The organism is Rhodococcus erythropolis NBRC 15567, from assembly GCF_001552595.1.
Lineage (GTDB): Bacteria > Actinomycetota > Actinomycetes > Mycobacteriales > Mycobacteriaceae > Rhodococcus_F > Rhodococcus_F erythropolis.
Map to the genome: position 1 here is coordinate 1 of NZ_BCRM01000014.1, position 15,478 is coordinate 15,478.

9 protein-coding genes are annotated in these 15,478 nt (G+C 64.9%); 5 read left to right on the top strand and 4 right to left on the bottom strand.

All coding sequences use genetic code 11. The features are described 5' to 3' along the window. Positions 1–23: 23 nt before the first annotated feature. The 4 genes from RE4_RS18625 to RE4_RS18640 all read right to left on the bottom strand — a co-directional run bounded on the left by RE4_RS18625 (position 24) and on the right by RE4_RS18640 (position 7,010). A complete protein-coding gene (locus RE4_RS18625; protein WP_020906592.1) occupies positions 24–1,364 on the bottom strand; it encodes a S1 family peptidase in 1,341 nt (446 codons plus the stop codon). Positions 1,365–1,473: 109 nt separating this feature from the next. Further along, on the bottom strand, positions 1,474–2,721 hold the full coding sequence (locus tag RE4_RS18630; RefSeq protein ID WP_030535950.1) for a hypothetical protein: 1,248 nt from the start codon (positions 2,719–2,721) through the stop codon (positions 1,474–1,476). 111 nt (positions 2,722–2,832) lie between these two features. Beyond that, entirely contained in the window at positions 2,833–5,268 is a 2,436-nt protein-coding gene (locus RE4_RS18635; RefSeq protein WP_060939113.1) for a LuxR C-terminal-related transcriptional regulator, read from the bottom strand. Positions 5,269–5,282: 14 nt separating this feature from the next. Continuing rightward, a complete protein-coding gene (locus tag RE4_RS18640) occupies positions 5,283–7,010 on the bottom strand; it encodes an Hsp70 family protein (RefSeq protein WP_060939114.1) in 1,728 nt (575 codons plus the stop codon). A gap of 349 nt (positions 7,011–7,359) precedes the next feature. Here RE4_RS18640 and RE4_RS18645 point away from each other — a divergent pair, with 349 nt between their 5' ends. From RE4_RS18645 to RE4_RS18665, 5 genes are all read left to right on the top strand, one after another. Next, on the top strand, positions 7,360–9,645 hold the full coding sequence (locus RE4_RS18645; protein WP_020968773.1) for an IniB N-terminal domain-containing protein: 2,286 nt from the start codon (positions 7,360–7,362) through the stop codon (positions 9,643–9,645). Between the two features lie 123 nt (positions 9,646–9,768). Then, positions 9,769–11,637 (top strand): dynamin family protein, encoded by a 1,869-nt coding sequence (locus RE4_RS18650; RefSeq protein ID WP_060939115.1) that lies wholly within the window; start codon positions 9,769–9,771, stop codon positions 11,635–11,637. Continuing rightward, entirely contained in the window at positions 11,634–13,118 is a 1,485-nt protein-coding gene (locus RE4_RS18655) for a dynamin family protein (RefSeq protein ID WP_060939116.1), read from the top strand. The genes RE4_RS18650 and RE4_RS18655 overlap by 4 nt, the downstream gene beginning before the upstream one ends. Before the next feature lie 104 nt (positions 13,119–13,222). Next, positions 13,223–14,806 carry an MFS transporter gene (locus tag RE4_RS18660; RefSeq protein ID WP_019749380.1) on the top strand — a complete coding sequence of 528 codons (1,584 nt, stop codon included), beginning with the start codon at positions 13,223–13,225 and terminating at the stop codon, positions 14,804–14,806. A gap of 23 nt (positions 14,807–14,829) precedes the next feature. After that, positions 14,830–15,474: an FMN-dependent NADH-azoreductase gene (locus RE4_RS18665; protein ID WP_019749381.1), complete on the top strand. Its 645-nt coding sequence runs from the start codon at positions 14,830–14,832 to the stop codon at positions 15,472–15,474. Positions 15,475–15,478 lie beyond the last annotated feature (4 nt).

Genomic DNA, 15,478 nt, shown 5'->3' on the forward strand with positions numbered 1-15,478 from the left:
CAGTGCTGTGAATCAGGCGTTGGTCAACCCGCAGTGCGAACGCGGATTCCGGAACCGATACCGCCACCGGATGCACGATCTGCAGCGTCGAGGATGTCTCCGACCGGGATACCCAGATTCGAGGTTCCACCGGAGGTCGCGAGTACCAGGTTCGCTTCGTTGCAACTGGGTGCGCCGCTGCTGTTGGAACCGCTGGTGATGCCCAGCGCCAGGGTTCCGGAGACGATGGCGCCGCCACTGTCCCCGGCGAGGGTGCACGCGGTACCGGCGAACCCGCGGACGGTTCGTGAATCGCCGTCAGCCATGACCAGTTGTGTTTCGACGCGATCGGCTGCCACGACGCCACAGGTGAACGACGACGTCTGACCCGACTTGCAGATGGGAGCGCCGATCACGGGACGTGCTGTTCCGGTGATCGCGAGGGTGGTCCCGTTGGCACCGCGGACGGCAGCGCGGTCGAGGCCCGCGTCGATGCCCGACTGGTCGAACTTGATGACCGAGTAATCGAGATCACCGGCGTTGTTGCCGACGGAAGACTGTGAGAAGGCGCCGATCAACTGACTGTCGTCGACGTTCGCGTGATTCGGCAGGTAGACCGGCGACTTCGAGCCCTCGGCCGGATTGCAGTGTCCGGCACTGATATTGAGTGCATTGTTCTGATCGTCGACGGCGTTGAACCCGAACGAGCAGACCGAGATGTTCTCGGTCGGCGTCTCGCGAATGGGTCCCGTCGACGTGATGTAGGTGTCGCCGCCGAGCGCTCCGGGATCAACCGATCCGCCGCCGTCCGGGCTGAGAACGATCTTGGTGTTCTCGAGCAGGGTCGGAAGATTGAGTGCCTGCCCGACGGGGCTGTTCGCAACGTCGATGACGACCTGGTTGTTCAAGACGTCGATAGTCGCCGAATTGACTGCGCGTGATATTTCCTTGGGAAGCCCGGCGATCCATCCGTTGACGTCGGCCAGCGTCTTCTCGAGGGTGTCGGCGGAGACGGGGGCGACGTGGGTGCGGTATCCGTCGTCGGCCGCGATTCGAGCAGCTTCGGTGGTGGTGACGGCTACGACGGGTTGACCGTCGAGTCCCATCCACGATCCGGCGTAGTCGCCGGGGCGCTCGGACTTGAATTCCTGGGCGTACGCGCCGAGTTCCTGAGCTTTGGCAGCGCGGTCGAGATACTCCTGTGGGGAGATCTTCAGATCGCGTGTGATCGCCTCGACCAGCTCAGCCGGAAGCTGGTCGGCTTCGAGCTGTTCGACATGCGTGTCGGAGGCGGGCTCTGCCGATGCCGTCGTGGTGAATGGAGCTGCGAGCAGTAGTGCCGAGGCGCCGACCACAGCGGTGCGGATCGCCAACGAGTTACGCATGAAATCCCTTCAAGTCCCCGGCACCGAGCCGGTAGGTACCGCACCCACCATAGGGGAAAAGTTTCGACGAGGAATATGCGCCTCCTCTCTGGCTGTTCAATCGTTCTGTCTAACTTGGCATTCCGGGTCTCGGGGCCAATGGCATGACGGGCATGTCGGGATTCGGCACCACCGGATCGGTTGTGTCGGTCGGGTTGGAGGGCTGCGTCGGCGTTGTCTGTGTATCAGTGGGGTCGGTCACGGCGGGAGTGTCCGGGGTAGCCGGATCGACCGGATTCAGCGGTCCGACGACCGGCGGCAGGTTCTCGATCCGAAGGGGGTCGAGCTGGATGGTGATCGGCGATCCCTGTTGCGCGGGGACGTTCGCCGTAGTGGATTTCTCGGTACCGGTGCCCGGACTCGCCGGGATGGGCTGGGATTCGGATGAGGTCGATTCCGCGTCGGATGACCACGACTGCGCCGTCGGCTGCGCGCCGAGAGCGGGTACTTCCGACGGGAGCGAGGTCGCTGAGTGCGAAACCGTGCCGGGCTGACTCGCCGCAGTGGCGGGCGTGGTGCCGGTGGGCAGGGGAGATTGTGCGTCGAGAATCCCGGGCGCTGAAATGGTCGGAGTGTGTCCGATGATGACCGCGGCCGCGCAACCCGACACCGTCAGAAAGACTGCGGCGGCGGCTGCGGCGATGATCGGTCGGCGCTCTGATCGCCACTGACGATTCAGCCAACCGTCGACGCTCGGTGCTTTCGTGCCCGGTACTTCCACGCCGGATTCCGGCTCCGGTTCGATCAGGACGAACGGCGGAAACTCCTCGAGGGTGTCCTCTGGCTCGGCAAGATCGGTTGGCTCGGGTTCGGAACAGGTAGAGGTGATCGAGTAAGGCGCGGCCAACGCTGCGGCTCCGCGGGCTGCACTGTCGTCGGCATCCGGATCCGCGAGCCAGGCCGCGGAGGCTTTCTCTTCCGGAATCAGTTCGACGCCGTCGAGATCCATGCTGTCGAGTGCGCCGCGCAGTGCGTCGACGGAATCGCTCGACCAACCTGCCGGGATCACCGCAGAGATGTTCAGGTTCTGATCAGTGAGTGTTCGGACCTCCTTGACCAGGCAATACATTGCTGTCGCTACGAGTTCCTCTCCTCGCGTCATGTGCTCGGAGAAGTTGTCGGTATCGTCAGTTCCGACCCTGTCGAGGAACCCGCGCAAGCCGGTTGACCCCAACGCGGTTTCACCTAGCTGCACGGTGCCGTCAGGAGCGTGGTGCAGCACCGATTCGCGTTCGAGGATCACTGGTTCCGAGTCGGGTTTCGCGATCGCAGCAATGCTTCGTTTATTGCCGACGGCGAGTTCGACTCCCCACTTCATAGCGATCCCCGTTTCACAGTTACCGAACTTTGCTCGGCATGCATGTCCTGATTCCTGTGAAAACTATCACTTAAACGGATATACGCAACCCTCCGGACAATATGCAGCTAACTATTTGTTCGGCGGTGTCATGCTGCGAAGGATGGTGAGCAGTTCCGAACGAGACTGCGCCCCGACGCGCCGCTTGATGCGTGCGACATGGTGCTCGACGGTTTTAGCGGAGATGTAGAGGCGTTCGCCGATTTCCCGATAGGTCAGGCCGACGACGACGAGTTCGGCAACTTCTTGTTCGCGCTCGGTCAGTACCGACGGTGGTGCCGCGCTGTCGGTCGAATCGGTTGCATTCGTCTCGGCCGTCGACGTTGTGCGTAGCGAGCGCGCAACGTGGAGCAATGCGGTGGCCGATTTGGTGTCCGGTGTGCGCAATGCTGCTTCGCCCGCCAAGCGGGCCGCGTCCCAGGGCAGCCCGATGCGGTTGAGTGTTCGCGCTGCAGTTTCCACGTCGTCTGCGTCGACGCTGCCCTGCATGAGTAGGAGCCACTGGCGTCCGGCGGTCGCCAAACCGGCTGCGTAAGTGTGGGTTTTGGCCGATTCCGCAAGGGTATGGGCGTGTGGAAGGAGATCGGCCGGTGACTGCGAGAGGATCGACGCCTGGACGCCGTACCAATGCAGCGGCGAAGACCACAGCGGAGGCTCGCCGAGTGCTCGGAGGAGCGTGCGTGCGTCGTCGACCAGATGCTCGACCTGCTCGGCCTCGTCGAGTCGTACTGCCGCAAGCCACAGTTCGCCGATGGGAAGCAAATTGAAGAGATCCACGCTGCAGGACGAGAGGGTGCCGGCTGCGCCCGACCAGGCGCGCCGCAGCTGGGCGAGATCGCCGGAGCGTCGAGCGAGACCCACGATCATGGCATGCAGAAACAGTGCGTCACGCTCACGGAGGGGGCCGCGGACTACCTCCTCCGGTAGATCTTCGACAGCAGTGTCGTGCCCACGGGTCATCGCGATCCACGCGTCGAGAAGGTGAAGCCGCGCCCACGTGTGACTGCTTGCGTCGTCGGCGGCGATCGCGGCCGCGACGACAGCGGCGGCCCGTTCATGGGCGCCGTTGTGCAGGAGTGCAAGAGCTACCAGCGCCGGGGCGGAATCAGGCTGGAATTCAGATGTGCCGGAGCCGCCGGGGAGCGAAAGTGCGCGCGACATCGTGTTGAGCGCACTCGGTGCACTCCCCGTGACCGATTGCATCAGTCCATTGGCCAGTGTGGCAGCGCCGACCGTGGAGCTCGACGGTGATCCAGTATGCCCGGCGAGCGCCGCGTTCGCGTCATCGACGTTGCCGATGCCGAGGAAGGTGATTGCGGCGAAGGGGGATTCGGTTTCGGTGCGCCCTGGCCCGAGCCAGGTGTAGAGATCTGCGGCGGCGCGGAGTTGGCCGCATGCTGCGGACGAAGCTGCGCGGATTCGCACCGCCGCGGCCAGTCTCGCGTTGTCGAGATCGGGTTCGGCGATGACGGAATCGGCCAGGCGGCAGGCAGTGTCGAGGTCACCACTCCGAGCCGAGACCTGGGCGTACAGCAGCGTGTCCGCCACGCCGAGAGGCTCGATCGAATTCACACGACGAAAGAGATCTGCCGCGGCCGCCGGCGTGCTCGCGTCGACTGCGTCTCGTAGTACAGCCGTGAGATCGCGGTGGCGGATGCCGGAGTCGAAAAGTCTTCGTGCTGTATCGATATCGAGGGTTCTCGCGTTCGCTCGTGATTCGACGATTCTGATCAGCTCGCTGCGGATACGTCCTGTGCTGGTCGACTCTGCCACAACGCTCGCGACGAGAGGTGATCGCGAACCGAACAGTCCGGTGGCCAGTGCTCGGTCGAATGCCGCTGTGAGACTGAACTTCTCCTGTCCCAGATCGAGCTCGAAAGCGTCGATGTCCGGGACGGCGAATGAAACCTCGAGGATCTCACGCTCGATCGGATGCAGAGCGGTGACCTGATGGAGGATGTGTGTGCGTACGGCTGTCGCCATTTCCGGGCGGCCCGCCGAGGCGGCGGCGAAATACGCTTCGACGGCCCCGAAGGAACCACCGGCCAGATGCTCGAGCGTCAGCACGGCGCGATCGTCGAGCGGAACTCTTCGCTCCGCGGCGATCTTCCGAATATCTGACCGGTTCAACGGGTTCAGATGTAGGACGGTACCGAAACTCGAGATGTTCGAGTAGATCGGTGCGAGTGGAGGATCGATCCGATCGGAGGCGATGACAACTCCGAGGTCGTCACGTTGAACCAGTTCGTTCAGGGCACGGATTTCATCGGAGGTCAGAGCCTGTGCGTCTGCGATCACCACAATCGCATCGGCCGGGGCGTCATGCGTGACGACGGTGACCACAGTTCTGTCACCAGATTCGATCCTCTTGCGCACCGCCCTCGTCACTTGGGGCCGAGCGCTGGCGTCGGTCCCGGTGACGAACAGGCGCAGTGGCGATGCAGTCAGGTCGATGCCGCGCAAAAGTCCTGCAATGTAAGACGATTCGGTGCCGCTGTCACGGTTCATCGAAAGCCCGCCGGTCAGCGGATCGGCGCGGTGACGCCGCCGACGACACCACCGACCACGTTTCCGACACCACCGACGACGTTACCGAGACCTCCGACCACGCCGCCGACACCGTCCCCGACGCCGTTGACCAAACCGCCGACACCGTTGCCGATGCCGGTCGCAGCATCACCGATACCGGTTCCGACGCCTGCTCCGGGCGCGGGCGCGGGCGCCGGTGCCGGGGCGGGAGCCGGTGCGGGCGCCGGGGCGCCGGGTGCGGCAGGTGCAGGCGCCGACTGGGCGGTCTCACCTGGTGCGGGAGCAGATCCAGCTGGTGCGCCGGCAACCGGAACTGCCCCTGGTGCCGTCGTCGAACCGCCTGCGGCAGCAGGAGAGCCGGGCTGATTGTTCTGAGTAACGTTGTTCGCAGTCGTGGATCCGTTACCTGCTGCTTCGGCTGCCGTGGTGCTGCCGGGGGTAGAGCCCGGCGTGGTCGAAGCGGTGGACGAGGTGGACTCACTGGTGGTGTCCGCCGAACTGGACGGAACGTTGATCTTGTCCATGGCCGTTCCGATTCCGAGTCCGCCTGCGGCGAGCACGATGAACGCTCCTACCACCGCAGCAACGACGCCCACCCTCGACGAGCGTCGAGTCGCCGTGTTCTCTTCCTCTGTCGGCTCGGCAAGCAACGGAGTCGAGAAGGCAGGAACCGGTGCGGGCTTGCGCGACGGCTCGGCGGGAATCACTGCAGTGGCGGCGGCCGGCACTTGCGAGTCTCGGGCGTCGAGGGCGAGTGCCGCGGCGCCGGACGCCGCGCACGACGCGGGATCGGCGTCGGCGATCACCGGAACACGAAGCTCCGCGGACAGTAGTTCGGCGACAAGGGGAATGGACGAGCTTCCGCCGGCCAGAACAACCTGATTGACATCACTGGACTCGACGCCGGCAGATCGCAGGCTTTCGCGCACCAAGGCCACCGATTCGGTGAGGGCGGGCCTGATCAGATCCTCGAGCTCGGAACGAACCAGTCGAATGTCGCTGACGGCGCCGGGAAGCGTCACGCGAGCAACGGTTTCCGTCTCGGTGGAAAGTTCCTCCTTGGCTGCGCGGGCTTGCTCGCGCAGAGTTTCCAGCGCTGCAATCGTCTCGGGAGCAAAGGGATCAAGGGCTGCGAAGTGGTCGGAAACCGCATCGAGCAGGTGCACGGTGACGAGGTGATCGAATTCGTCGCCGCCGATGTCCTCGCTGCGCAGTGGCTTTCCGAAGATCTCGCTTCGTCCGCCGGTCGTGGACATCATCGTGACGTCGAGCGAGCGAGCGCCGAGGTCGTAGACGACGGTCAGACCGTCGTTGGCAGCGTTTCCGGAAGCGGCGAGCCACGCCATGACGGCCGTGGGTTCGGCGACGAGAGTAGCCCCGTGAACCCCGGCGTCGTCCAGCGCGGACTCCATGGTTCGTGCTGTGTGGCGGTTCCACCCCACCGGGTGAGCCAGGACTACAGTTGGCCCTTCTTCGCCGCCAGCCTGGCCGACGAGCGCGCCTACCGCTGTCGCTGCGAGAGACTCGCCGCGGTACTCGGTACCGTCGGCGGCAAGTATCGGGATCGGGTCTCCGACGCGCTCGACAAATCCGGTGATGACGGTTCCGTCGTCCAATTGCAGCGCACTGGGTAAGCGGACCTGTTGCGTTTCACCGGTCGAGCCGTCGGTGACAGCTACGAGAGTGGCCGAACCGATGCTGATGCCGAGCCCTGCCGCCATGAACGAACTCCCCTGGTCGTGGGCGACAGAAGGACTGTCGCGGTTGTCTGCGATGTCGGTTTCAGGACCTAGATCGTTACCGGATCGGAGGCGTCGCGGCGAAGTAGGGGACCGATCCCCTAATCGGAGCAAATCCCCCTATTCCGAGCGGGCGTACCCCGTAGGGGCCTTCCCCGTCTGTCCACGCAGAAGAGGGGGGTGCTCCCCGTTGGCCCCAGTCGCAAAAGTTCTTAGCGTTGATTCCACTCGCTACCTCTGGCAGCGCACCAGTTTCCGGATCACCGGCAACAACCCACCGGCAACAACCCACCGGCAACAACCCGGTCAACGAACTTCAGGAGAACCCGCCATGGCAACGAACGCCGTACTCGAATTCATCCTCGGGCTACTTCGTGACGACGAGGCAGCTGCCAACTACTGCGCCAACCCGACCGCGGCACTCAATGCTGCCGGTCTGTGCGACGTCAGCCCCGCCGACATCGTCGCCGTCGCTCCGCTGGTTGCCGAGTCCGGACTGTTTGCCGGTGGCGGCGCCGACCTGTCCGCGATCGTCAACGCCGGCGCGTCCGCTGCGGGTGCCATCGGCGGCGGTCTCGGAATCGGTGGTGGTCTCACCGGTGGACTAGGTGGCGGCCTCGGCGGCAGCCTGGGTCTCGGTGCCGGTGCAGGCCTCGGAGTCGGAGGCGCCCTCGGCGGCCAGTTCGACCTGGTCGGCGACTTCGCAGCAGCCCTCAGCGCTGCGCTTGCCATCGGCGGCGAGATCAGTGCCGACCTCGGCGCAGCCTTCGGCGCCGTCATCGAAGCCGGCCTGGGCCTCGGCGGTGCACTCGATCTCGAAGGAGCTCTCGATCTGGGCGCACAGCTCAGCGCGGCTCTGGGCGGCGCCCTCGGAGTGACCGGCGGTCTGACCGCGGAACTGGGCGCAGCCCTCGACGCCGCCATCGGTGCGGTCGGCGGACTCGACCTGACGGCGGGGCTCAGCGGAGCCCTCGCACCCGTCTTTGCCATCGGTGGCGACCTCGGAGCCGACCTCGGACTGGCTCTCGGTGGACTCCTCGGCGGCGCAGCAGACCTCAGCGGTCTCCTCGACATCGGCGGCGAACTGGGCGCGAGCCTGACCGGCGCACTGGAATCCGCCCTTGCACTGGGCGGCGGCCTCGATCTGGCCGGCGCTCTGACGGGCGACCTCAGCACGGCGTTGTCCGGCGCGCTCTCCGGTGTCCTGGGAGCCGGCGGCACGATCGGCGCCGATCTGGGTGCATCACTCGGCGGCGTCCTCGGAGCGATCACGGATGTCAGCGTTCTCACCGATATCGCGGGCGGCCTCGATCTCGGTGCTGCACTGAGCGGCGCACTCGGCGGAGCTCTCGGAGTCGGCGGCGGCTTGGAAACTGCACTCGGCGGCGCACTCGACGCAGCACTGGGCCTCGGCGGAGGACTCGACCTCGACGCCGTACTCGGCGGCGGTGCAGACCTGGGCGCTCAGCTCAGCGCGGCACTCTCCGGCGCCCTCGGTGCCGGCGGAACGGTCGGCGCCGATCTGGGCGGCGCACTCGGTGGACTGCTCGGGGGAGCACTCGACCTCGAAGGCGGTCTCGGCGCAGACCTCGCAGCGGCTCTGGGCGGCGGTGCGAATCTGTCTACGGCCCTCGAAGGTGTCCTCGGTTCGGCACTCGGCATCGATGCCGGGCTGGCGGGCGGTCTCGGCGGCGCACTCGACGCAGCGCTGGGCGCAGGCGGACTTACCGGAATCGACCTCGGTGGTGCACTCGGGCTGGGCGGCGAAGCAGGCTTGGCAGCCGGTGTGGCTGCGGCTCTCGACACCGCTCTCGCAGGTGCAGGCGGCTTGGGTGCTGTCGGTTCCGTGGGCACGGACCTCACCGGCGCGCTGGACGGTGCGCTGGGAGCCGGCCTCGGGCTGGGGGGCTCTCTCGACAGCGTTCTCGGTGCCGAAGGCGCACTCGGTGGAGCGCTGGACACGGCACTGAACCTCGGCGGAATCGACACCGGTTCGATCGGCGCCGACCTGCCCTCCGTCGACCTCGGCGCAGTGAACCTTGGCCCGATCTCCGCTGAACTGCCTTCCGTCGACCTCGGAAGCATCGCGGCAGACGGCCTGAACCTCGGCGGTGTGACCGGCGACCTCGGAGCAACGGTGGGCGGTGCTCTGGACGCAACAGCAGGTCTCGACGCAACAGCAGGTCTCGACGCCGCCACGAACGCTGCGGCCGGTTTGGGTGGGTCGCTCGGCGGAGCACTGAACGGCGTCACCGATCTCGGTGGATCGCTCGGCGGGGCTGTCGGAGCAGTCACCGACGTGACAGGTTCGATCGGTGCCGACGCAGCCGCGGCTGCCGGTGGCACCGTCGACGGTGGCGGTACCGTTGGCGGCGGCGGAGTCGCTGACCTGGGTGGATCCCTCGGTGGAGCAGTCAGCGGCGTGTCCGACCTGACAAGTTCCTTGACCGGTGCGCTGAACCCGTGGTCGTCGATCGATGCGACCGACGCTTTCGGTGCGGGCTCCGATTCGGGACTGAGCGCCGATACCGGACACTCGCTCTTCGCCGAGGATTCGGTTGCAGCACCGGTCGATCACATCGACCCGGTTGCGGTTGTCGATCACCTGCATCCCTGATCTGCTGACGCAGGAACTGAAATCGGTCAAAATGACCTGATGTAACAAATCCGGCCCTGCGTGCGCTATGCGTTCGCAGGGCCGGATATTCGAGTCGGGAAGAATTGCGGGTCAACGTAGCTCATGAGTGATTCAGCGAGTCAGGTAAGCAGTCGGAAGGCGCGCGTCGCGTCGTCGACGGCGTCGTTGCTCGAACGAACAGCCGTCGTGGCGAAGGATTTCGGGCGCACGGATCTGGTGCGCCGACTCGAGAATGCTCAGGTCAGAGTCAATGATCCACGTATTCGTATCGTGGTGGTCGGTCCCCTCAAACAGGGCAAGAGCCAGTTCGTCAATTCTCTGCTCGGTATCGACGTGTGTTCGGTCGGTGACGACGAGACCACTGCCGTGGCGACGGTCGTGCAGTACGCGGAGACCGCGGTCGCCGAATTGATTCTCGCCGATCCGGGTGCGGCGCCCATCCGGGTGTCCCTCCCGCTCGAAGAACTGATGGGGATCACCCCGGCCACGCCTCGCGCCGAAGGGCGTGAAGTTCTGCGTGTGGAAGTGGGTGTTCCCAGTCCGCTGTTGGCCGACGGTTTGGTTCTGATCGACACCCCCGGTGTCGGTGGTCATGGAAATCCGCATGCTGCAGGAACATTGGGATTGATCACTGCGGCCGATGCCGTGTTGGTTCTGTCGGACTCCAGTCAGGAGTTCACCGAACCCGAGCTGGGATTCATCCGCCAGGTCGTCAATCTGTGTCCTGCGGTGGCCGGTCTGATCAGCAAGACCGATCTGTACCCGCACTGGCGACAGATCCTCGACGCCGATCGCGGACATCTCCAGCGCGCCGGGTTGGACCTGCCGCTCATTCCGATCTCCTCGGTACTGCGGTCGCACGCACTGAGGCTGGGGGACAAGGAACTCGAGGCGGAATCCGGATTTCTGGACCTCTATCAGTTCCTGCGGGACAACGTGGTTGCGCGTGCCGAGTCGAACACGCGACGCGCAGTTGCGATGGACGTGCGTTCCTCGGCAGCACATCTGACGTTGGAGATGGGCAGTGAGCTTGCGGCGCTGAAGGATCCGTCCACCGCTCAAGCGGCGGTCGCCGGCCTGCAGCGTGCCCGGGAAGCGGCCGAGGAACTGCACAAGAAGACCTCGCTCTGGCAACAGAGCCTCGGCGACGGCATTGCAGACCTTGCCGCCGACATCGATCACGACCTCCGGGACCGGTTGCGCCGGGTCACCCGCCAGGCCGAAGAGACGGTCGACGAAGGCGATCCAGGTAAGGACTGGGACGTAGTGGGGGAGTGGCTCGAACAGGAGATCGCCACCGCTATCGGTGACAACTTCGTGTGGGCTCACGATCGAGCTCAATGGTTGGCAGAAGTTGTGGCGCAGCACTTCGCGGAGACCGGCGACGTCGCGCTCCCGCATCTCGACGTCGCCGACACCGACGGTTTCCTGGAACCGGTTGGCGCGTTGTCGGACCTCGAATCCGGCCGTATCGGCATCACTCAGAAGGTCCTGGTCGGCATGCGCGGCTCGTACGGCGGCGTCTTGATGTTCGGCTTGATCACCACGATGATGGGCATGGCACTGGTCAACCCGATCTCCATCGGAGCCGGGGTTCTGCTGGGTACCAAGGCTTATCGCGAAGACAAACAAGCACAGGTGCTCAAGCGTCGGGCCGAGGCGAAAGCGGCTATCCGACGGTTCGCCGACGACGTCAGCTTCCAGGTGGGCAAGGAGTCGAAGGACCGCCTCCGCCTGGTGCAGCGGCTCCTGCGGGATCACTTCACCGACATCGCCGAGCAGGCGCTGCGCTCGATCAACGAATCCCTCCGCGCCACGCAGGAAGCTGCGCAGTTGGAGTCGAGCGAACACGCCGCTCGTATCAAGCGTCTGGAGACCGACATGCGCGTCGTCGCAGAGCTTGACACCGTTGCCGGAAAGCTGATCGGCGAAACTCCGGCTCCTGCTTCGGCAAAGGTGAGCAACGCATGAGTGCCACGACCGCCGTGACCGCTGTGGAGTCGGCACATGCTCTGATCGACCAGGCCAGACGGGTCTATGCGGACCAGCCGCAGACGCGAGCCCAGTTGGACGAATGCGCTGCCAGGCTCGACGAGCCACTCCGGGTGGCGCTCGCCGGCTCCCTCAAGGCGGGGAAGTCGACGCTGCTCAATTCGCTTGTCGGACAGGATATAGCGCCTACCGACGCGACGGAGTGCACGCGCGTCGTCACCTGGTATCGGAACGGGACAACGCCCCAGGTGACTGCGACGGCCGAGAACGGTGCCGAGTTCAACGTGCCGGTGACGCGCCGCGACGGCAGGCTCACGTTCGATCTGGGGGAGTACACCGCAGACTCGGTGGACCGCATCGACGTCGACTGGCCGTCTTCGGCATTGGCTCGTACGACGATCATCGACACCCCAGGTACGTCGTCGCTCTCGACCGAGGTTTCGGCCCGAACCTGGGACATGCTGGTTCCCGATGGTGGTGCGCCCGGCGCGGACGCGGTGGTCTACCTGCTGCGCGCCCTGAACGCCAGTGACATGCAGTTCCTCGGGAAGATCGCTGATCATGTCGGCGGAGAATCCGGCCCGCTCGGAGTGATCGGTGTTCTCTCGCGTGCCGACGAGGTCGGCGCAGGCAGGCTCGACGCGTTGTCCTCGGCGAAGGACGTCGCGGCACGATTTGCCGAGGAGTTGGAGCGAACCGGGCTGTGCCAGTCGGTGGTTCCCGTGGCAGGTCTGCTGGCACTCGCCGCACGGACGATGAGGCAGAGTGAGTTCGCTGCCTTCTCGGCGCTCGCGCAGGTTCCATCCGAGGATCTGAGCCTGGCACTGCTCTCCGCGGATCGTTTTGCCAAGCAGGACAGTCCACTCCCGGTCGATGCGGCGATGCGGGCGCAATTGGCCGATCGGTTCGGGCTCTTCGGAATTCGCCTCGCCGTGACGTCGATAAAGCTGGGTGCCACTGATTCGCCGAGTCTGGCAGCCGAATTGCTGGAGCGAAGCGGACTGGACGAACTTCGTCAGGTGATCGACGTTCAGTTCGGGCAGCGCGCGGATCAACTGAAATCGCACACCGCGCTGGTGACGTTGGGCCGAATCCTCGAAGCCGATCCGAGTGAGGAAGGCGATCTGATCGCGGCGGAGGCACAACGGTTGCTTGCCGATGTTCACGGTTTCCACGAACTTCGCCTGCTCGGGCGACTTCGTTCGGTACACACAGATCTGCCACCCGACGACCTGGCACAACTGCAAAGGCTGATCGGTGGCTACGGAATCCGGGCCAGTGACCGGTTGGGCTGCGAACCGGAAGAATCGCCGGAGGTCCAGCGTGAGCGGGCTACCGCGGCTGTCCGGCAATGGCGGGAGTTGTCCAGGCATCCGCTCTTCGACAGGTTCACCTCCCGCGCCTGCCTGGTTGCTGCCCGCAGCGCCGAGGGCGTCTTGGCTGAAATTGTGCCCGAATAGGGACCCGTTCACTGTGCGAGCGCTTGGAGAGGGTTCTATCTTGAGTTCGGGATGACCCGGACATAACTCCCAGGTTCGGGTCCCACCTCGATGGGAGCACGCGCATGGCGAGTGACATCAAGTCCGCTTCACCGGATCGAGCCACCCTCGTCCTGGGGACGCTCATCCTGGTCGCTGCGGTCGCGAATCTCAATCTCTCGGTCGCGAATGTCGCGCTGCCGGACATCGGGCGGGCCTTCGACGCCAGCCAGACGCAACTGAACCTGATCGCGGTCGGGTACTCGTTGGGCCTGGCCGGAACGGTGCTCTACCTTGGGGCGTTGGGAGACCGATACGGCCGCAAGATGCTGCTGGTCACCGGCATGGCGCTGTCTATTCCGGCGTCGATCGTGGCTGGATTCGCCGGGAACTTCGAAGTGCTGTTCCTTGCTCGGATAGTCGGAGGCGTCTCGGCAGGTCTTGCATTCCCGACCACGCTGGCGATCATCACGGCGCTGTGGGCCGGACCGGCACGGACCAAGGCGATTGCCATGTGGTCCGCAATCGGTGGCGCGATTTCAGCACTCGGTCCGATCGTCTCGGGGGCGCTGCTCGAGCAGTTTCACTGGGGTTCGGTCTTCTTCGTCACCCTTCCGTTGGCTCTCGTGGCACTGATCTGTTCGCTGGTGTTGGTGCCCGCGCACGTCAACGAGACGACCGAGCGAGTTGATCACCTCGGCGGCATAGTGTCGATCGTCTTCATCGGGGCGCTGGTGCTGTCCATCAACTTTGCGCCGGTGAAGGGTTCGGGCACGTTGGCTCTGGTGCTCGGGGCGATAGCGGTCGTCGCGGGTATCGGGTTCTTCCTGCAACAGCGACGCGCGGTCAATCCGCTGTTCGATCTTCACGTGGCTGCCCGCCCGACCTTCTGGGTCGCGGCGGTGGGCGGGTTGGTCGTGTTCGGTTCGCTCATGGGCGCGATGTTCATCGGCCAGCAGTTCCTGCAGAACGTCCTCGGCTACTCGACGCTGGCAGCCGGTGCGGCGATCATTCCGGCTGCGCTGGCGATGGTGATCGTTGCGCCGCGCTCGGCGACCATGATCGAAAGGTACGGCGCCCGCGTCACGCTGCTCTCCGGCTACCTGTTCGTGGTTCTCGGGTTGTTTGTCGCGCTTTTCCTGTGGAACGAAAGCACACAGTATTGGCAGGTCGCGCTTGCCTATGCGCTTGTCGGGATCGGCGTCGGCCTGGCAGGCACACCGGCATCGCGTTCGCTGACCGGATCCGTTCCCGTGCACCGCGCTGGTATGGCGTCGGGAACCTCGGATTTGCAACGCGATCTGGGCGGCGCCATCATGCAGTCGATTCTCGGCGGAATACTCACGGCCGGGTACGCAAAATCGTTGGGGAATGCGATCTCGTCCTCGCCGAACGCATCCGAGGTGACTCCCGAAACTCAGGCCGCGCTCACCAAATCTTTCTCCAGCGCCGAAGTTCTCGCGGAACGCTACCCGCAATACGCGGACCAAATCATGACCGCCGCCAAAAACGCCTTCCTGGACGGGGATACAAACGCCTACATCGCGGCGATCATCATCGTGTGTGCCGGTGCCGCGGTGGTGACGTTCTTCTATCCGCGCCGCGAGCGCGAACGTGTCCTGCTGGCGCAGTACGCGGCAGAATCCGATCTCGCCGCGGAGAAGAGTTGAGCGCGCTCTGGTACTGATGAAGGATGCCACAGCTACTTCACATTGATTCGTCTGCCGAACTCCACAACTCGACCTCTCGTGATCTCACCGCCCTGTTCGCTCAGCAGTGGTCGAACAACAGTCCGGATCACACGACGGTGACGGTGGACCTGCACCGGGATCCCTTGCCGCACCTCGCGGACGCGGCCTTGCACTATGCACCACGCTTGCGGGTCGAGGGAGAGATTCCGGATCCCGCCGCGGAAGCACTACAGGCTCGGGTCATCGAGCAACTTACCGCTGCAGACGTAGTCGTGATCGGCGCGCCGATGTACAACTGGTCGATCCCGTCGACGTTGAAGGCGTGGATAGATTACGTGCACGTCCTGGGGACTACGGTGCCTTTCGACACGCGTACTCAGCCGCTCGCAGGTAAGCCCGTGGTGATCGTGTCCAGCCGTGGGAACACCTATGCACCGGGCTCGGGGAACGAGGCCAACGATCACACCGTCCCGCCACTCGTTCAGGTGCTCGGGGTGTCGATGGGAATGGATGTCTCCGTCATCACCGCGGAACTGACTTTGGCGCAGCGTATTCCGGCGATGGCACCGCTGATCGAGCAGGGTGACGCGAGCCTGCGTGCTGCCCGGGAGTCGTTGACCGAGCTGGCCCGTACCTTGGGGGCCTGATCAG